The sequence below is a fragment of the Pseudomonas sp. JE3303 genome (genome assembly GCF_056312565.1).
Genome location: NZ_JBWGIF010000007.1, coordinates 194,550 through 211,996, shown reverse-complemented (window position 1 = coordinate 211,996; position 17,447 = coordinate 194,550). Strand labels below are relative to the sequence as shown.

The window sequence follows — 17,447 nt, the reverse complement described above, 5'->3', positions numbered from 1 at the left end:
TCATGAAATTCCATGATCCCCGGAGAGTGCTCTTCGCCCTGTTCGCGCTTGCGGCAGTGGGCTCGGCATCCGCAACACAGATCAAGACCCCTACACACACTGACATCTCTCAGGTCGCGGTCGTTGAGTCACCCGTCCACAGCGTCGAAAATCCCTGGCCGAGCCTGGCCACTGTCGGCGATGCCCAAACCGTGCCGTTGGTTGCTCATGAAGACCGGGACTGGCATGACGATCGTCGGCATGATCGTAGGGACGATTGGCGTCGAGACGAATGGCGCAGGGATCAATGGCGTAGAGAACAAGCCCGCCGAGAAGCCGATCGCCGTCGCGATTGGGAGCGCCACCATGATCGGCGCATGGGTCATCGGCACGAGGATGAGCGTCGTTACTATCGTCGCTAGTATGAAGCTGTCCGAAGGGGTTTAATCTCTCGGTACAGCTCTCTACGAGGTGTAAGACGATGACGACCAGCAAAAACACGATATGTCTCTGGTATGACGGCACTGCCCTTGATGCTGCAATGTTCTACGCCCAGACGTTCCCGGACAGCGCAGTAGGCGCCGTTTATCGTGCACCGGGCGATTATCCTGCGGGCAAGGAGAACGACGTGCTCACCGTCCAGTTCACTGTGATGGGCATCCCATGCCTCGGGCTGAACGGAGGGGATGCATTCAAGCATGACGAGGCTTTCTCGTTCCAGGTCGCAACGGACGACCAGGCCGAGACTGACCGCTTGTGGAACGCGATCATCGAGAACGGTGGCCAGGCGAGTGCATGCGGCTGGTGCAAGGACAAGTGGGGGGTGTCGTGGCAGATCACGCCACGTGTGCTGACCACCGCGATCGCCAGCCCTGACCGGGCAGCGGCCAAGCGAGCGTTCGAGGCGATGATGGGCATGCAAAAGATCGACATCGCTGCAATCGAAGCTGCGCTGAAGGGTTGACCACTGCGGGCCAAAGCCTAGCCCCACGACCCGCGGGGCTACACAGGCTGTTGTTCATCAGATTCGCTGGCACCGTCGTCCAGCGAATCCGATGCGGCCTCCAGCGCCGTCTCTGCCTCAACGGTACGCCAGCCATCGTGCGAGCCCAGCAGCGCAAGCGTGCTCGCGTCCTCGCATAACCGGTCGATATCGATATCCCGTTTTTGACATATGCGCAGTTCTGCATTGCTCACAGGCGTATTCTTGAACATGATGATTCTCCGCAAAGCTGCCCTGTCTTAGTATAGGTCCGCGCTGGAAACCGCTGGCGCGCGCGGCCATACAGCGGCACAACTTCGATCCAAGTGACGGAAACCAGGTGAGCATCAACTTCGATCTTAACGACCTTCAGGCCTTGCGTGCCGTAGTCGAAAATGGCAGTTTTCGCCGCGCGGCTGACTCAGTCCGTATCACGCAGTCAGCGCTGAGTCGCCGCATCGAAAAACTGGAGACAGCCTTGGGTGTCAAGCTCTTCGAGCGGACGACGCGAAAAGTGTCTTTGACCAATGTCGGGCGAGCATTTCTGCCCCAGGTCGAAAGGCTCCTTGATGACCTGGATCTGGCGCTGCTCAGCATCGGCGACGGAGGCGCAATGCGCCGTGGCACCCTTACAATTGCGTGCGTGCCGTCTGCTGCGTACTACTTCATGCCACAAGCAATTCGAAACTTTCATGGCCAGTATCCCAGGATCAAGATAAAGCTGATCGACGCTTCCGCGAACGAAGTCAGCGCTGCTGTAGCGTCCGGTGAAGCGGATTTCGGCCTGAGCTTTACCGGAAATCTTGCTCCGGAGATCGAATTTGTACCCTTGCTGGAAGAACGCTACGTCATTGCCTGTCGAAAAGACCACCCGCTGGCGTTGAGAGACAGCGTCTCCTGGTCCCAGGCCTACGAACATGACTACATAACGCTCGATAGATCATCGGGTAACCGGCTGGTGCTGGACCGTGCGCTTCCGGGACTACAGGTCGACAAGGACAGTATCTGCGAGGCTCGGCATGTCACCACGGTGCTCGGTCTGATCGAGGCAGGACTCGGGATCGCCGCCGTCCCGTCGATCGCCATGCCGATTTCACCCCATCCAATCCTTGCCAGCGTTGCGCTGGTGGAGCCTGAAGTCGTAAGGCACATGGGATTACTGAAGCGCCGCGGGCGTACGCTGACGCCTGCGGCTCTTGAGTTGGAACGCCTGATCAGGCAGTTGCCAGGCGTATCAGCGGGGGACTGAGTCCAGCCCGGTGGCCCGAACAGCGACCTGCGCTTCGGAGGACGAAAGGTACTCCAGCAGCTTTTTCGCTTCGGCCGGATGATCCGCACTTTTTGGAATACCGGCAGCGTAACGGGTCACCGACTGCACATTCTCAGGGATTTTGCCCACGAAGCTGACGCCCGGAACCGGCAACAGTTCAGCGACCTGCTGGAAACCGATCTGATAGTCCCCTTTGGCAACCACGGAGGCAACCGGTATGCGTTCTATCATCTTGCTCTTGGGGGCGAGCTGTTGCTGCATATCGAGCTTCCTGAAAAGCTCTTTCTCGATGTAGACGCCGCTTGCGCTGTCTGAGTAGGCGATGGACCGAGCGCCCAACAGCGTCTGTTTCAACTCGGCCTCGGTACCAATGGCAGGCTTGTCAGCGCCCGCTTTGACGACCATCCCGATCCGGGAGTCCGCGAGTTCGACACGAGAACTCGGGTCAACCTTGCCCTGCTTGATCAGTTCATCAAGCGCGTAGCCCACCATGATTACCACATCGGCATGTTCACCTCGGGCCAGGCGATTGGGAATCGCTTCCTGGGCCTTGCCCATCGAAGGGCCCAGCACTGTTTTCAGCGCATTGCCGCTGTGTTCCGCATACTGCGGACCCAGTCGCTGGTACGCGGGCGTGAAACCGCCAGATGTCATTACCGTCAGATCCTCAGCTTGAGCAAGATTTCCGTACGCACAGCCGACGAGGGCCAGAATCGATAGGGGTTTGAAAAGGGTTTTCATGACGACATCCTTCAAGCGGTAGCGAGTGACTGGGTGCCAAGGCGACGATAGAGAACCAGGGTCGCGGTGAACGCACACAGAGCGGCGAATATCATCCAGTAAGCGGGCGCAGCCTTGTCGCCGGTCAGGTGGATGAGCCAGGTAGACATGGCAGGGGTAAACCCACCAAACACGGCGGTCGCCAGGCTGTAGGCCAGCGAGAAGCCAGCGACCCGTACTTCCACCGGCATGATTTCCGTAAGTGCGGGGATCATTGCACCGTTGTAGATGCCGTAGAGGAAGGAGAACCACAGCAGCACTTCGAGCATGTGAGCGAAGCTGGGTGCCTGAGCAAGAAAGGACAAGGCGGGATAGGCAGTCAGCACCGTCAGCATCGACATTGTTGCCAGCAGAGGTTTGCGTCCAAATCGATCACTCAAAATGCCGCCGATGGGTAGCCAGATGAAGTTCGATACGCCCACCAGCAGCGTCACGATCAGCGCATCGCTTGTGCTCAATTGCAACACCGACCTGCCGAAGGTAGGGGCATAGACCGTGATCATGTAGAACGCGGTGGTGGTCATGGCGACCATCAGCATCCCCAGGATGACAATGCTGGCATTGCTGTAGAGCGTGCCAAACACCTGTTTCATCGTTGGGCGATGCTTGCGCGTCGAGAACTCTTCTGTCTCCTGAAGGCTACGACGCAGCAGGAAGATGAATGGAATGATCAGACAGCCTACTGCGAAAGGAATCCGCCAGCCCCATTCCGACAGTTGCGCAGGGGCGAGCCATTGATTCAGCGCGTATCCCAGTGCGGCGGCCACTACGATGGCTACCTGCTGACTGGCCGATTGCCAGCTTGCGTAGAATCCTTTACGGCCAGGTGTGGCCATCTCCGCCAGATAGACAGACACGCCGCCCATTTCCGCGCCTGCGGAAAATCCTTGGAGCAACCGCCCCAGAAGCACCAGCGCAGGTGCCCATAATCCAATGGTTGCATAGCCTGGCACCAACACGATCAGCAGGGTGCCGCTGGCCATGATCGCCAATGTGACTATGAGGCCTTTGCGACGCCCCACGTCATCGATATAGGCGCCGAGCAGTACGGCGCCGAGAGGCCGCATGAGGAAACCTGCGCCGAAGACCGCAAAGGTCATCATCAGCGAGGCAAACTCGTTGGAGGCAGGAAAGAATGCCCGGGCGATCTGGGTGGCATAGAAGCCGAACAGGAAGAAATCGAATTGCTCCAGGAAGTTCCCGGAAGTGACCCGGAACACCATCCCGGCCTTGGATTTCCCCTTGGGCGCCAGGCGTGACGTCTGATTCATATTGTTCTCCAGCGTTTTTAGAGTGTTTGTAACCGCTTGTAACTGGAGAGTGTGTGGGAACATGGCGGGAACGATAAACGTTGTTTTTTCATTGATTGATGCGTGATTGCGATCAATCCCTGTACAGATTTTCGGAAGCAGGGGCATCCTGTTGCCTGAAGGATCCGGCTGAATCAGCTATACAGCCTTGATCCACTTATCAGCCTGTAAGGACATTCAATGTTGCGCATACTCGGCAAAGCGTCGTCGATCAACGTGCGAAAGGTGCTCTGGACCTGCGCGGAAATCGGAATCCCCTTCGAGCGAGAAGATTGGGGAACAGGGTTCAAATCAACCCATGCACCTGAGTTCGTGGCACTCAACCCCAATGCAATGGTACCGGTCATCCAGGATGGAGACTTCACGCTTTGGGAATCCAACGCCATCATTCGATACCTGGCAGCCCGCTATGCACCGCAGCGGCTCTACCCGACCGAGGCGCGAGCCAGGGCAAGCGTGGATCAATGGATCGATTGGCAGGCTTCGGATCTCAACAGGTCCTGGAGTTACGCGTTCATGTCATTGGTGAGGCAGTCTGCCGAGCATCAGGACCGCGGTGCGCTGGCGGCAGGGTGCAATGAGTGGACCCGGCATATGCAGATCCTGGAGCGACAGCTCGACTCGACAGCTGCCTACGTCGCAGGCAGTGAATTTACTCTGGCGGATATTCCGATCGGTCTGTCGGTTAATCGATATTTCGAGACACCGTTCGATCAACCTCAACTGCCGGCTGTGCGCGATTATTACGAGCGGTTGAGTCTTCGGCCGGGGTATCTGTTGTACGGGAAGAACGGTACCCCTTAGCAAGCTGAGTCTGCTTGGCCTGCGAGCTAGAAGAAGCTGCGCTGTGCCTTGAACGTCACAACCCCGTCACAGAACGTGTTGATTCCGACGTACGCATCGCAGCCGCTGCCACTCAAGTCCGAGTTGCTGTAGACCAGGTTCAGGTCCATCCCGAGCCACGGCCGGGAAAGTTCCAGGGACCAATCGTTGAAGGTATCCACCTGGCTCCCGCCGCCAATGGTGAACGGTGTGCCCAGGCGGTGATGGGCCAGCTTGACGGTGACGCCTATATCAAACATCGGCAGTTGCCCGAAGTCGGCGAACAAGGTGCCCGTGCGGTTATCGGGATTGTCGTTCAGCGCCCCGCCCAAGCGGCTGCCGAACACCGACAGGCCACCGTACAGGGCGTAGCTGTCATTGCCCGAGATGTCCGGATAGCTGTAGTGGATCAAGCCCACTTCATAACCCAGGCTGGTGTCGAAGCGGTGCTTGTAGCCCATGTAGCTGTCCAGCTGCAGGGTGGAACTGGAGGTGATGCCCATGCTCGGCGCGTATTGGCCGAAGTACCAGCCGCTGGAGTGACTGAAGTCCAGCCCACCGTGAAACGAGCCGACGGCGCTGGGCGATATCAGCCCCTGCGCCATGGTACGGGTCGCAGTGGTGCCCAGCTTGAAGTCGAAATCGCCCAGCTGGCGCTGGATTTGCTGGGCCAGCAGCGATGGAGTGAACAGCGTGGCTGCGATCAGCAGCAGCAAGGGCCTGGTCATGATCGTCCTCCTGGAAAGGGCGCTCTAGAGCGGGACAGGATACCTGTGTGGGCGGCTGGGGGAAACCGCTCGGGCGTCGCGGCACTGCATGCAGGGTGTCATGGCGGGAACCTCGTGAGCGACCTACACTGGTTATCCACTGGTATTCACTGGCGTTTCGCTCACCCTGAAGGTAGCCGTTCATGAAGATCGTTCTTGCGTTTGCTCTTGCCGCTTGTGCCGCTGGCCCTGTCATGGCCGCCGACGACATGAACCTCTGTGAAGTGAATCTGCAAAAGCTGCGAGACCTGCGCGCCTCCATCGCAGTGGTGCCCCAACCGCTGCTGGGGGAGGTACAGCACTTGAGAATGGATGCACAGGATGCCAAGGACAATAACGATCCCAAGAAATGCGTAGGCTTGACGTTGAAGGCACTGCAGAAGCTCAGGACTGCCGGAAAAAGCTGAAAATCCAAGGTAGGGGGCTGAAGGCGGGCGCTATGACTGTACCTTTCAGCCTATTCGGCCACATTATTAGCACGCTATCGATTAGGCTGGCATTCAGGCAGCGGTCCATCCGGCCGCTGCAGTGATGTCAGGAGTATGAAAACAGTGCGTCCTTTCCTCCCGTTTCAAGTCGCCGCCAGCCTGCTGATAGGTGTGGCCACCCCCATTTTCGCCCAGTCGACCGAGCTTGAAGACCAGGCCTTCACCCGCGCTTCTGCCATCGAGCAGAAGCTGATCGACTGGCGCCGTGATATTCACCAGCATCCAGAACTCGGGGATCAGGAAACCCGGACATCGGCCCTGGTCGCCGAACACCTGCGCAAGCTCGGCCTCGAGGTGCATACCGGCATTGCGCGCACTGGCGTGGTCGCCATACTCGAAGGCGGCAAGCCTGGGCCAACCGTTGCACTGCGCGCCGACATGGACGCCTTGCCAGTCAAGGAGCCCGAGGGCTTGCCATTCGCCTCCAAGGCCCGCGGGACCTATAAAGGCCAGGAAGTGGACGTCATGCATGCCTGCGGCCACGATGCGCACACCGCCATGCTGATGGCCACGGCTGAAGTACTGGCCGGGATGCGCGAGAACCTGCCGGGCAAGGTGATGTTCATTTTCCAGCCGGCGGAGGAGGGCTCAAGCCAGGCCCTGACGGGCGACAACAAATCCTGGGGCGCGAAGCTGATGCTGCAGGAAGGCGCGTTCAAGAATCTCAAGCCCGATGCGGTCTTTGCCGTGCACGTCATGCCCGGCCGTTCGGGTGAGCTCAGCTGGCGTACCGGCGCGACCACTGCCAGCAGCGATGACCTGCAGATCACCGTCACCGGCAAGCAAGGCCACGGCGGCATGCCCTGGAACACCGTCGATCCCATCGTGGCCTCTGCCCAGGTGCTCACCGGCCTGCAGACCGTGGTCAGCCGGCGCACCAACCTGACGCAGTCGCCCGCGGTGGTCACCGTCGGCATGATCCAGGGTGGCAGCGCGCCTAACATCGTTCCTGGCGAGGTGCAGATGGCCGGCACCATTCGCACCTACGATGAAGCGGTGCGTGCGCAGGTGGGCCGGGACGTCAAGCTAAGCGCCGAGAAGATTGCCGAAAGCGCCGGGGCCAGCGCCGAGGTTTCAGTGGTTCCGTCGTACAGCACCACCGTCAACGATGAAAAGCTCGCTGCCCAGATGGCGCCAGTGCTTGACCGCGCGGCCTCTGGCAAGGTTGCCGTGGCTCCATTGGTTGGCGCTGCTGAAGACTTTTCATTCTTCGCCCAGCAAGTGCCGGGGCTCTACTTCTTCCTTGGCGTTACCCCGGATGGACAGGACCCGGCTACCGCCGCGCCAAACCACAACCCGAATTTCTTTGTGGATGAGCGCGCGTTGGTGGTAGGGACGCGGGCGCTTTCGGCGCTGACCATCGAGTTCTTGAACAGCGGGAAGAAGGGCTGAAACCTCGCGTGAATGGCCTGGGCTTCGCCTAGGTCATTGGCGTCACCCGCTACACCCTCTACCCCCGATCAAAGATCAAGCGCTGGTCTGAGACGTCCTCTTGTATTACGGAGTTGAAACAATGTCGCTTCACATCAAGACACCTTTGCTGGAATCCCTGCCGTTGTCCCAGCGCAACGGCACGAGGGTCTGGTTGAAAATGGAGGCGCTGCAGCCTTCAGGTTCGTTCAAGATCCGCGGAATCGGCCATGCCTGCGAACAGCACCTGGCCAATGGAGCACGACGCTTCATCTCCTCCTCGGGCGGCAATGCCGGGCTGGCCGTTGCCTATGCCGGGCGACGGCTTGGGGTGCCCGTGGTGGTCGTGGTGCCCGAGACAACGTCCGAGCGGGCGAAGCATCTGCTAGCGCTGGAGGGAGCTGATGTCATCGTTCACGGGAAATCGTGGTTCGAGGCGAACGAGCTGGCGCTTTCGCTGAAGACCGCCGAGGACGCGTTTGTCCATCCGTTTGACGATCCCTTGCTGTGGGAAGGGCATGCCACGATGGTGGATGAAGTCGTGGCCGAAGGCGTGCGGCCAGACGCGGTGGTTCTGTGCGTGGGGGGAGGAGGCTTGCTCGCTGGAGTCGAGGCCGGGATGCGCCGTAATGGGCTTGGAGATGTGCCTGTCTATGCGATCGAGACCGAGGGAATGGCCTCTCTCGACGCTTCGGTGCAGGCAGGTCGATTGACCGAGCTGCCTGCAGTTTCAGGCGTGGCTACTTCGCTGGGCGCTCGACAGGTCTGTGCGCGGGCTTTCGAGATTTCGCAAGAGCGGGAGGTGGTGCCGGTGCAGGTGTCGGATCGAGAGGCGGTGGACGCATGTCTCGCATTCCTCGATGACCATCGCGTGCTGGTCGAGCCGGCGTGTGGGGCCTCATTGGCGGTGCTTTATGGCGCCAAGCTCCCGGTCAGTCATTTGGAGAATGTACTGGTGATCGTGTGTGGGGGATCGACGGCGACGGTCGAAGCGTTGCTGCATTGCAAATGAGATGGGATGGTCAGTAATGTTCGGCGAGGACAATAGGTCAGGCCCGGGTATGGAAACACCGGGCCTGACCTGTCAACGCTCCATGACATCCCTGTCGCTTCGATCACTGAGCAGCGTGAATGTCCACTGGCTCGGCACTGACCGGCACGGGTTCACCTCGCGGCAGGTCATTATCGAGTAGTGTTCCCACGCCGAACCCCTGCATGGCCAGCGAGACCCGCAGTGCTCTGCAGGCCATGCGGGAATCTACTTCAAACCCTGCGAGGGCGTGAAGCATGAGGCGATCCATGTCCGGCTTCCGTCCAGAGCCAGGCTGTTTACGCGCTTTGGCCATGGCGATCTCCTTTACTCGTCTTTTCCTTGCACCAGACCAGACCCCAAGTCTGCACCGGTGATAGGGTTGCTCTCCGGATCAGAGGTCGTGCGCAGTTTCATGGCTTCCAGGACCTGCATTTCCCCGGCGGACAACGTGACCGATGCCATACCATCACCACCGTCCACAGCAGGACCAGGGTTCTCGACGTATTCCCACTCGCTGCCTTCATTCCAAGGACCACGAACGTTGGGCTCTCCGGACATGTTGAAGTACTTGTTGGTGAATTCTGGCATGCCGGGGAGCTTGCCCTGCGGGAAGTTGGGTTGGATAGCGTGCAGCGCTTTTTCGAACGAAAGCTGGTGGGCGATTTCCCGCGTCATCAAGAAGCCGAGAGCCTCTTTCACACCCGGGTCATCAGTGACGTTCATCAGGCGTTCATAGACAATCTTGGCCCGCGCTTCTGCTGCGATATTTGAACGGAAGTCCGCGGTAGGTTCCCCGATCGTATCCACATAGGCCGCAGACCACGGCACGCCTGCGGAGTTGGTGAGTGGTGCACCCGCCCCATAGAGAATGCTCGTGATATGCGAATCGTTGCCCGCGCCATTGATGGCTCGGTACAGTTCCCCCTCTTCTTCCACGCCTTCGGCGAGTCGGCCCTTGGCTCCCTTGTTCAGCATCACGATGATGGAACCGACGATCTCCAGGTGGCTCAGCTCCTCTGTGGCAATGTCCATCAGCAGGTCTTTGCGGCCCGGATCGTCCTCGGCCAGCGCTTGGGTGAAATAGCGACTGGCGGCTGCAAGTTCCCCTTGGGCACCCCCAAACTGTTCAAGCAGAAGATTCGCGAGGCCAGGATTGGGCTGAGCAACACGCACGGTGTACTGCAAACGCTTGTTATGAATAAACATGGTCTACCTCTCAGGCTGGTTCCAGATACCGTCACTTTCTTACGGACGAGAAAATGTTGACGGCGCTGTCCTAAATTCCGAGAGGTTGAGGCGCAAGTTGGTGCTGTTTTTTTTTGGCGTCTGCGGACGAATGGATGTGCCGGAATAGTTCAACGAGGCCGCCGAATTGCACGGGCATATCAGCGTTTTCGCGTTCCCACAAATTGAGTGGCATGGCCCAACAGTGGCTTTACTCACAATGTTTGAAATCTGCCTCGAACCGGCCCGGCGCACGGCGCTCTACTCTACCTTGTAGTCCATTTTGCCATTGGTCAGTACAGCGAACCTCTCCACACCCCCGTGGACTCCAAGATATCGAACCACTCGTTCGTTATCGTTGACCAGGAGGTTACATGAGCAAGAAACCCGAAACCGGCCATGGCTTTTCAGACAATCCACAGAAAGTGCATGACGCAGGAGGCAAGGGCGGATCCCACCAGGATGTCAAGACCGACAGGGCCGAAAAGGCGCGCGTAGGTGGGCAGCACAGTAACGGCGGAAGCGATCGCAAAGGCGGTCGCTCCTAGCTTGATCGACCGCTGTACAGATGCGGTGGCAGGGCAGGTCTACGCGTTCGTCGAGCCGGCCTGCTCCTGCTCCAACCGCTTGAGCAATGCCCGCGCAACCGCCTCGGAAGAAGCCGGGTTTTGCCCAGTGATGAGGTGCCCGTCTTCGACCACATAGCTCTCCCAGTCGGCAGCCTTTGAATAGTGCCCACCCTTGGCCTGGAGCATGTCTTCCACCAGGAACGGCACTACTTGGGTCAGGCCCACGGCCTCTTCCTCGGAATTGGTAAATCCAGTGACTTTCTTGCCCTTCACAACGGATTGGCCGTCGGGGGCGTTGACGTTCTTCAGCACGCCGGGCGCGTGGCAAACGGCGCCAATGGGCTTGTTCGAGGCATAGATGGCTTCGATGAGCGTCTTCGAGTCCTGGTCTTCCGCGAGATCCCAGAGCGGTCCATGCCCACCGGGGTAGAACACCGCATCGAAGTCATAGGGGTCGATTTCCCCCAGCGGCACCGTGTCGGCCAGTGCGGCTTGCGCTGTGGTATCGCCGCGAAAACGTCGGGTTGCATCCGTCTGCGCGTCTTCTTCATCGCTCTTAGGGTCAAGCGGTGGCTGTCCGCCCTTGGGCGAGGCGAGGGTGACGTGCGCCTTGGCGTCGATGAATTCGTAGTAGGGTGAGGCGAACTCTTCCAGCCAGAATCCCGTCTTCTTGCCGGTGTTTCCCAACTGATCGTGTGATGTCAGAACCATTAGAATCTTCATGCTAGCCAATCCTCCGGGGGTGCATGGGCAGTGCGCCGATCGCCTGCATTAACGTGGGAAACCGTACGGCAGCAGTCGTTCAGTCTCTCGCCATGACGCGAAAGCACCTAACCATCAAATCCCACTACGATATGACCAATCGAAGATAAAGCGAGCCGCCGGTGCTGGTCCGCCATTGACGGCAGCACCGATGAGCGCGGCTCGCGTGACGCGCCTCTAGCCCGCGCCGATGCTGCCGCAGAAAAGAGGGCGGCTACCGTCGGCCGGGCTGGTGCTGACGAGCAAGGCGTAACCACCCTTGCTCAGCTCCGTCAGCGGCACCGGTGCCTGGGCCCAGTACCGGGAGCGCGGGGCCAGCGATGGATAGTCGACGCTGTCGGCCTGACGGGTCGTGAATGCCGGCTGCGCACTCAGTTGCTGGCATGAGCCAGCATAAATCGCGGTGACCAGGCGGCTTGGTACAGCCAGGTCATGGGGGACGCCGCCGACGGTGACCCAGATGCTGGTCTCGTCGTGCGCCGGGCTTAGCATGGCTCGAGCGATGTGCTCTGCGTTTTGCGGGGTAGCATTGAGGGGGACATCAACAATCTCCGATCTGCTTGCGCAACCTGACATTGCCCCTGCAGCCACTACCAACGCCAGCCAAGATATTCTGTTCATCACAGATCTCCTGAGTTGAGGTGCGTTAGTTCATCCCCCCTGTGGAGTCTAGTGGTCAGTTCCAGTTGCGCGATTGAGCTGATGGGTGGTCGTCAAATCACTGGTATGTGTAGCGGGCTCGACATGCCCTCGTCCTGCAGGTACACCATCAACAGCCTCAGTCCCTCATCTGCGACAACGGCCTCGCCACCTGCTCCAGCGACTTGCGCTCCGCCGCCACTCCCCATGTTGCCTGAACGACCGCCGCAGCGATCATCAATGCCGCGCCGATCAGACATCCATACAGCACGTTGGTGCGCTCCCCGGTCTCGATCAGCGCGCCGAACAATGTCGGGCCAATCAACCCGCCAAGGCCCGTGCCGAACGCATAGAACACGGCAATGGCCAGTGCGCGGATCTCCAGCGGAAAGGTCTCGGCCACGGTGAGGTACGCCGAACTGGCCGCAGCCGAGGCAAAGAAGAAAATCACCATCCAGGCGATGGTCTGTTGGGTCACGTCGATCAGTTCCTGCTGGAACAGATAGCCGCTCAGGGTAAGCAGCACGCCGGAGGCGAGGTAGGTACCGCTGATCATGATGCGTCGGCCGACCACATCGAACAGACGGCCGAGCAACAGCGGGCCGCAGAAGTTGCCGAGGGCGAAGGGCAGTATGTACCAGCCTACCTGCGCCGATGGCACGCCGTAGAAGTCGGTCAGCACCAGCGCATAGGTAAAGAAGATGGCGTTGTAGAAAAACGCCTGGGCGGTCAGCAACGTCAGTCCCACCAGTGCGCGCTGCCGATGCTCGACGTACAGGCTCTGGAACACTTCGCGCAGCGGCGTGTGATCCCGCGCCAACAAGCGCAGGGGCGGCCCCTGCACAAGAGGAAGCTCGATGCCGCGCTCACGATACTGCCGCTCGATGCCGGCAACGATGCGCTCGGCTTCCTCAGGCCGATTGTGGATCATCAGCCAACGCGGGCTCTCCGGTATCCACAGCCGCATGAACAGGATCAGCAGGCCCAGCACTGCGCCGATGCCAAAGCACAATCGCCACCCCAGTTCGCCGCCGGCCACCGCCGGGTCCAGCAGGACCACCGCGCCAACCGCGCCCAGGGCCGCGCCGAGCCAGAAGGTGCCGTTGATGGTCAGGTCTACCCAGCCGCGATAACGCGCGGGGGTGAATTCCTGGATCGTGGAGTTGATTGCGGTGTATTCGCCGCCGATGCCCGCGCCGGTAAGAAAGCGAAACAGCAGGAAGCTTCCCAGGTTCCAGGAAAACGCGGTGGCCGCCGTCGCGCCGATGTACAGGAACAGCGTGATGAAGAACAACCTGCGCCGTCCCAGGCGATCAGTCAGCCAGCCGAAGAACAGCGCACCCAGTACCGCCCCGGCGATATAGGCAGCACCCGCCAGGCCGATCTCGATGTTGCTCATTGCCAGTGCCGGGCTGTCCTTGAGGGCGCCGGACACGGACCCCGCCAAGGTCACCTCGAGGCCATCGAGCAGCCAGGTGATGCCCAGCGCCAGTACCAGCAGCGTGTGGAAGCGGGTCCACGGCAGGCGGTCGAGGCGGGCAGGGATGTCGGTGCTGTAGACGTGTTCGTCCGCTGATGCGCCGGTGGGCTCCGGCAAGGCTTTGGTCGTCATGGCCACTCCTGTCGGGCATAGGTGCTCAGGCGCCAAAGCCACCATCGATCGTCAGGTTGGCGCCGGTGATATAGCCTGCCTGGGGACTCGCGATGAACACGACGAAGTCGGCGATCTCCTCAGCAGTGCCATAACGGTCCAGCGCCATCAGGCCAAGCATGCCCGGCGCCATCTCGCCATCGGCTGGGTTCATGTCGGTGTCCACGGGACCAGGTTGCACATTGTTGACGGTGATCTCGCGGGGGCCGAGATCACGGGCCATGCCCTTTACCAGGCCGGTCAGGGCAGATTTGCTCATGGCGTACGTGGCGCCGCCAGCGAAGGGCATGCGATCGGCATTGGTGCTGCTGATGTTGATGATGCGGCCCCCTGGACCCATGTGCTGCAGCGCCGCCTGGCTGGCGACGAACACACTGCGCACGTTGACTGCCAAGGTATGGTCGAAATCCTCCAGGGCCAGGTCTTCCACCGAGCCGAGGGCGAGAACGCCGGCATTGTTGACCAGGATGTCGATACGCCCGAACGCCTGCGCAGCTTTCGCGACCGCCTGTTGTACCGCCTGGGCGTCAGCGCTGTCTGCCTGGATGGCCAGGGCCTTGCCACCCGCGGCGATGATATCGTTTTGCAAAGCCTCGGCCTTGCTGGCCGAACTCACATAGGTGAACGCCACGCTGGCGCCCTCGGCCACAAGGCGCTTGACGATGGCCGCGCCAATACCGCGAGAGCCGCCTTGAACCAATGCGACTTTGCCCGCGAGCGAGGTAGGGTTTGTCATGACTGAGCTCCTGAACAGGGAAGGGCGTTGCGCCCGGGTTGATGGAAATTGTCCGCTAGGTGGCACGCAGGCCCCCGCGGACCCGTCGGTAGTATAGAAAGCCCAGAGCGCAGCGCGTTCGTCTGCTCAATGCCCCATGCCTCAGGTTTTGGCCATAATTTCTACGGCCGACCGCAGTCATCCCAGGATCGGCATGGCAACGTGCGCGTTCCCAGGAGGCCCACGATGGCTAGATATCGACATGCATTGCCGCAACTGAGCGAAAAGCTTTTCCTGACCGAGGGCGGCATCGAGACAACCCTGGTCTTTCATGAAGGGGTCGAACTGCCGCACTTCGCGGCGTTCCACCTGATGCACGACGCGCAGGGCAAGGCGCTGCTGCACAAGTGCTACAGCGCCTACGCCGACGTTGCCAAGGCCTACAGGACCGGTCTCATCCTCGAAGCACCCACCTGGCGCGCCAGCGCGGACTGGGGGCAGCGGCTGGGGTATACGCCTTACATGCTGGAAAACGCCAATCGCCAGTCGGTCGCGTTGCTGCAGGCGATCCGCGCGGCCTACGAGCCTGACGTGGAGACGATGGTCATCAGCGGTTGCCTTGGCCCGCGTGAAGATGCCTACCGTCTGGGCAACAAGATGACCGTCGAGGCGGCCCGCGAGTATCACCGTGCGCAGGTGCATATCCTGGCGGACACAGAGGCCGACATGCTGTGCGCCATGACCCTGAACTACATCGACGAGGGCATCGGCATTGCCCTGGCCGCACGTGACGAACACATGCCCCTGGCCTTGTCCTTCACCGTTGAGACCGACGGCAGGTTGCCCGAGGGACCGTCGTTGCGCGAAGCGATAGAAGAAGTCGACCAGCAGACGGGCAGCTATGCGCAGTACTACATGATCAACTGCGCCCATCCCACGCATTTCGAGTCAGCGCTGCGCGACGAGGCGGGCCCGTGGCTCCAGCGGATCCGTGGCGTCAGGGCCAATGCCTCGAGCAAGAGCCACGCCGAGCTCGATGACGCCACGGAGCTCGACAGCGGCGATCCCAAGGCGCTCGCCGCCCAGTACGCCGTGCTCAAGCGGCAACTGAGTCACCTGAACATCTTCGGCGGGTGCTGTGGTACGGATGCTCACCACGTCCGAGAGATTGCCAGAGCGTGTGCGCCGTTGTTCGGAGCCGCTGGATGAGGGTTGGGATGAAGCTTGGAATGACGTGACGCCCAAGGCGGGAATCTAGCCTAGGTCTTGCATATGTCTGCTTGTCCAGTTAAATTACATAGGTCGAACCTATGTCGGAGGAGCAACCCATGCGCACCGTCTCTATTTTCAGAAATGGCAAGAATCAAGCCGTTCGTTTGCCTATCGACATGGCATATGAAGGCGTTGGTGAGCTTGAGATCTCTCGGGAAGGGGACGTCATTACGCTGCGTCCCGCACGGCCATCCTGGTCCTCTTTCTTGGAGATGCCGATGGCGGATCCCGATTTCCTGCAAGAGCGCCCCGTTGTAGTTGGCGATGAAGGCAGGTTCAATCTGTGACCACGTACATGCTCGATACCTGCATTTGCTCGTTCATCATGAGAGAACATCCAGCGACGGTGATCCGGCGGCTGACATCTGAAGTCGAGCGGGGCAACCGAATTGTTATTTCTGCCATCACTTACGCCGAAATGCGTTACGGGCAAATCGGCAAAAAAGCTTCTGCCAAGCACAAAATGCTTGTGGATGAATTTGTGAAGCGGCTCGACGCGGTGTTGCCTTGGGATCACCACGCAGTCGACGCCACTGTTGAAGCCATGCGGGTACTGGGCGAAGCTGGCACGCCAATTGGTGCCAATGACAACGCTATTGCAGGCCATGCAATTGCTACTCGCTGCACGCTGGTGACCAATAATGTGCGTGAATTTGGCCGTGTTCCTGGCCTTGTATACGAGGACTGGGTTTAAGCCGCCGGAGCGGGAGGACACGTTTCACCCCTCACCACTCAACCGGCTTTCCATCCCAAGCCCAAAACGTCCCGCTCTGCGCAGGCCCATGGCGACCTACCAGCTCGATGATGCATTGCGCGGCGAAGGCCGGCTCGAACAGGTGCCCGGCGGGGACGTTGGCCTGGAAGGGCTGCGACAATGGCGTGTCGGTGGTGCCGGGGTGCAGCAGCAGTACCGTCGATGCCGGGTTGAGGCGTTTGAGCTCGATGCTGGCGGTGTGCAGCAGTTGGTTGAGCGCGGCCTTGCTCGCCCGATAGCTGTACCAGCCGCCCAGGTGATTATCGCCGATGGAACCGACCCTGGCCGACAGCGCAGCGAAGGTCGAGGGTTGCTTGCGCAACAACGGTAGCAGGTGCTTGAGCAGCAGCACAGGCGCGAAGGTGTTGGTGGAAAAGCTGGCTTGCAGGCCGGCCAGGTCCAGTTGCGAGAGGCTCTTTTCCGCCCGGGCGCCGTCTTGATGCAGTATGCCCAGGGTGCTGATCACCAAGTTGAGATGGCCGCAGGTGGTGCTGATCTCACGGGCCAGATCAGCCAGCGACTGCTCAGTGCGCGCGTCGCAATCTATGCGCACCAGGCGCTGGCCATATTGCCCGGCGAGTGCCGCCAGTCCACTGCTATCGTTCGCGTGGCGCGACGCAGCCCATACCTGGGCCACGTCTTTGCGCGCCAGCAATACCGCGCATAGCGCGAGCCCAATTCCCTGACTGGCTCCGCAGATCAATATGTTGGCCGGGGTGGGCAGGTCGGGAATCAGGCTCATGGAAAGACCTTGCATCAGGGGTTAGAAGGTATGAAAACGTCCAGGACCGGTCGTTCCGCAGACCTCGCAAACTCTGGCCCAATGCTGGGGAGTACCACTCACTGATGGGCTTGTGTCCCCTGTATTGGCCTCACCTGACCCTCACAACCCACGCAATATCGGCCTGAAATCTATTGAAATAAATAAGTAAAGCCTCCGGCTCACTTCTTGCTTTAGCCCTCAAAAAAGGCAAAAGGCCACCCCTGATGGCCTCAAGCCGCCTGGCACGACCCGAGGGC

22 protein-coding genes are annotated in these 17,447 nt (G+C 60.1%); 11 read left to right on the top strand and 11 right to left on the bottom strand.

Annotated features, from left to right (window positions below; all coding sequences use genetic code 11):
- Positions 1–225: 225 nt before the first annotated feature.
- The gene (locus tag AC0ZZU_RS12305; RefSeq protein ID WP_476340996.1) at positions 226–426 is read left to right on the top strand and encodes a hypothetical protein; all 201 of its coding nucleotides are present in this window, start codon (positions 226–228) and stop codon (positions 424–426) included.
- Between the two features lie 34 nt (positions 427–460).
- Positions 461–943 (top strand): VOC family protein, encoded by a 483-nt coding sequence (locus AC0ZZU_RS12300; RefSeq protein WP_476340995.1) that lies wholly within the window; start codon positions 461–463, stop codon positions 941–943.
- Positions 944–981: 38 nt separating this feature from the next.
- Here the strand turns inward: AC0ZZU_RS12300 and AC0ZZU_RS12295 are convergent, their stop codons facing one another.
- On the bottom strand, positions 982–1,194 hold the full coding sequence (locus AC0ZZU_RS12295) for a hypothetical protein (RefSeq protein WP_476340994.1): 213 nt from the start codon (positions 1,192–1,194) through the stop codon (positions 982–984).
- 107 nt (positions 1,195–1,301) lie between these two features.
- Between AC0ZZU_RS12295 and AC0ZZU_RS12290 the strand changes: the two genes are divergently transcribed.
- Entirely contained in the window at positions 1,302–2,210 is a 909-nt protein-coding gene (locus AC0ZZU_RS12290; RefSeq protein WP_476340993.1) for a LysR family transcriptional regulator, read from the top strand.
- Here the strand turns inward: AC0ZZU_RS12290 and AC0ZZU_RS12285 are convergent.
- Both AC0ZZU_RS12285 and tcuC read right to left on the bottom strand, forming a co-directional pair.
- On the bottom strand, positions 2,196–2,972 hold the full coding sequence (locus AC0ZZU_RS12285) for a substrate-binding domain-containing protein (RefSeq protein ID WP_476340991.1): 777 nt from the start codon (positions 2,970–2,972) through the stop codon (positions 2,196–2,198). The two genes, AC0ZZU_RS12290 and AC0ZZU_RS12285, sit on opposite strands and share 15 nt — an antisense overlap.
- A gap of 11 nt (positions 2,973–2,983) precedes the next feature.
- Positions 2,984–4,282: a tricarballylate/proton symporter TcuC gene (tcuC, locus tag AC0ZZU_RS12280; RefSeq protein ID WP_476341077.1), complete on the bottom strand. Its 1,299-nt coding sequence runs from the start codon at positions 4,280–4,282 to the stop codon at positions 2,984–2,986.
- Positions 4,283–4,501: 219 nt separating this feature from the next.
- Here tcuC and AC0ZZU_RS12275 point away from each other — a divergent pair, with 219 nt between their 5' ends.
- Positions 4,502–5,125, top strand: coding sequence for a glutathione S-transferase family protein (locus AC0ZZU_RS12275; RefSeq protein ID WP_476340989.1), 624 nt, complete (start codon positions 4,502–4,504; stop codon positions 5,123–5,125).
- 26 nt (positions 5,126–5,151) lie between these two features.
- Here AC0ZZU_RS12275 and AC0ZZU_RS12270 read toward each other — a convergent pair whose 3' ends face one another.
- The gene (locus AC0ZZU_RS12270) at positions 5,152–5,871 is read right to left on the bottom strand and encodes a TorF family putative porin (RefSeq protein ID WP_476340988.1); all 720 of its coding nucleotides are present in this window, start codon (positions 5,869–5,871) and stop codon (positions 5,152–5,154) included.
- 182 nt (positions 5,872–6,053) lie between these two features.
- On the opposite strand from AC0ZZU_RS12270, the gene AC0ZZU_RS12265 reads away from it, so the two are divergent.
- The 3 genes from AC0ZZU_RS12265 (at position 6,054) to AC0ZZU_RS12255 (ending at position 8,820) form a co-directional block, all read left to right on the top strand.
- Positions 6,054–6,317 carry a hypothetical protein gene (locus AC0ZZU_RS12265; RefSeq protein ID WP_476340987.1) on the top strand — a complete coding sequence of 88 codons (264 nt, stop codon included), beginning with the start codon at positions 6,054–6,056 and terminating at the stop codon, positions 6,315–6,317.
- 144 nt (positions 6,318–6,461) lie between these two features.
- Positions 6,462–7,790 (top strand): amidohydrolase, encoded by a 1,329-nt coding sequence (locus AC0ZZU_RS12260; protein WP_476340985.1) that lies wholly within the window; start codon positions 6,462–6,464, stop codon positions 7,788–7,790.
- Between the two features lie 121 nt (positions 7,791–7,911).
- A complete protein-coding gene (locus tag AC0ZZU_RS12255; RefSeq protein WP_476340984.1) occupies positions 7,912–8,820 on the top strand; it encodes a pyridoxal-phosphate dependent enzyme in 909 nt (302 codons plus the stop codon).
- Positions 8,821–8,923: 103 nt separating this feature from the next.
- Here the strand turns inward: AC0ZZU_RS12255 and AC0ZZU_RS12250 are convergent, their stop codons facing one another.
- Both AC0ZZU_RS12250 and AC0ZZU_RS12245 read right to left on the bottom strand, forming a co-directional pair.
- Positions 8,924–9,154, bottom strand: coding sequence for a hypothetical protein (locus AC0ZZU_RS12250; protein ID WP_476340982.1), 231 nt, complete (start codon positions 9,152–9,154; stop codon positions 8,924–8,926).
- Positions 9,155–9,165: 11 nt separating this feature from the next.
- Positions 9,166–10,047 carry a manganese catalase family protein gene (locus AC0ZZU_RS12245; RefSeq protein WP_476340980.1) on the bottom strand — a complete coding sequence of 294 codons (882 nt, stop codon included), beginning with the start codon at positions 10,045–10,047 and terminating at the stop codon, positions 9,166–9,168.
- Between the two features lie 392 nt (positions 10,048–10,439).
- Here AC0ZZU_RS12245 and AC0ZZU_RS12240 point away from each other — a divergent pair, with 392 nt between their 5' ends.
- Positions 10,440–10,613: a con-10 family general stress protein gene (locus tag AC0ZZU_RS12240; RefSeq protein WP_476340979.1), complete on the top strand. Its 174-nt coding sequence runs from the start codon at positions 10,440–10,442 to the stop codon at positions 10,611–10,613.
- A 39-nt stretch (positions 10,614–10,652) separates the two neighbouring features.
- Here the strand turns inward: AC0ZZU_RS12240 and AC0ZZU_RS12235 are convergent, their stop codons facing one another.
- From AC0ZZU_RS12235 to AC0ZZU_RS12220, 4 genes are all read right to left on the bottom strand, one after another.
- Positions 10,653–11,357 (bottom strand): type 1 glutamine amidotransferase domain-containing protein, encoded by a 705-nt coding sequence (locus AC0ZZU_RS12235; RefSeq protein ID WP_476340977.1) that lies wholly within the window; start codon positions 11,355–11,357, stop codon positions 10,653–10,655.
- Between the two features lie 216 nt (positions 11,358–11,573).
- Entirely contained in the window at positions 11,574–11,888 is a 315-nt protein-coding gene (locus tag AC0ZZU_RS12230; protein WP_476340975.1) for a hypothetical protein, read from the bottom strand.
- 286 nt (positions 11,889–12,174) lie between these two features.
- Complete coding sequence (locus AC0ZZU_RS12225) at positions 12,175–13,647, bottom strand: MFS transporter (RefSeq protein ID WP_476340974.1); 1,473 nt, start codon at positions 13,645–13,647, stop codon at positions 12,175–12,177.
- Between the two features lie 25 nt (positions 13,648–13,672).
- Positions 13,673–14,422, bottom strand: a complete 750-nt coding sequence (locus AC0ZZU_RS12220; RefSeq protein WP_476340973.1) for a 3-oxoacyl-ACP reductase family protein — start codon at positions 14,420–14,422, stop codon at positions 13,673–13,675.
- 225 nt (positions 14,423–14,647) lie between these two features.
- On the opposite strand from AC0ZZU_RS12220, the gene AC0ZZU_RS12215 reads away from it, so the two are divergent.
- From AC0ZZU_RS12215 to AC0ZZU_RS12205, 3 genes are all read left to right on the top strand, one after another.
- On the top strand, positions 14,648–15,610 hold the full coding sequence (locus AC0ZZU_RS12215; protein WP_476340972.1) for a homocysteine S-methyltransferase family protein: 963 nt from the start codon (positions 14,648–14,650) through the stop codon (positions 15,608–15,610).
- Positions 15,611–15,729: 119 nt separating this feature from the next.
- Positions 15,730–15,960 carry a type II toxin-antitoxin system VapB family antitoxin gene (gene vapB / locus AC0ZZU_RS12210; protein ID WP_476340970.1) on the top strand — a complete coding sequence of 77 codons (231 nt, stop codon included), beginning with the start codon at positions 15,730–15,732 and terminating at the stop codon, positions 15,958–15,960.
- A complete protein-coding gene (locus AC0ZZU_RS12205) occupies positions 15,957–16,367 on the top strand; it encodes a type II toxin-antitoxin system VapC family toxin (RefSeq protein WP_476340969.1) in 411 nt (136 codons plus the stop codon). Before vapB ends, AC0ZZU_RS12205 begins: the two co-directional genes overlap by 4 nt.
- A 31-nt stretch (positions 16,368–16,398) precedes the next feature.
- Here AC0ZZU_RS12205 and AC0ZZU_RS12200 read toward each other — a convergent pair whose 3' ends face one another.
- Positions 16,399–17,169 (bottom strand): SDR family NAD(P)-dependent oxidoreductase, encoded by a 771-nt coding sequence (locus AC0ZZU_RS12200; protein ID WP_476340968.1) that lies wholly within the window; start codon positions 17,167–17,169, stop codon positions 16,399–16,401.
- Between the last annotated feature and the right edge of the window lie 278 nt (positions 17,170–17,447).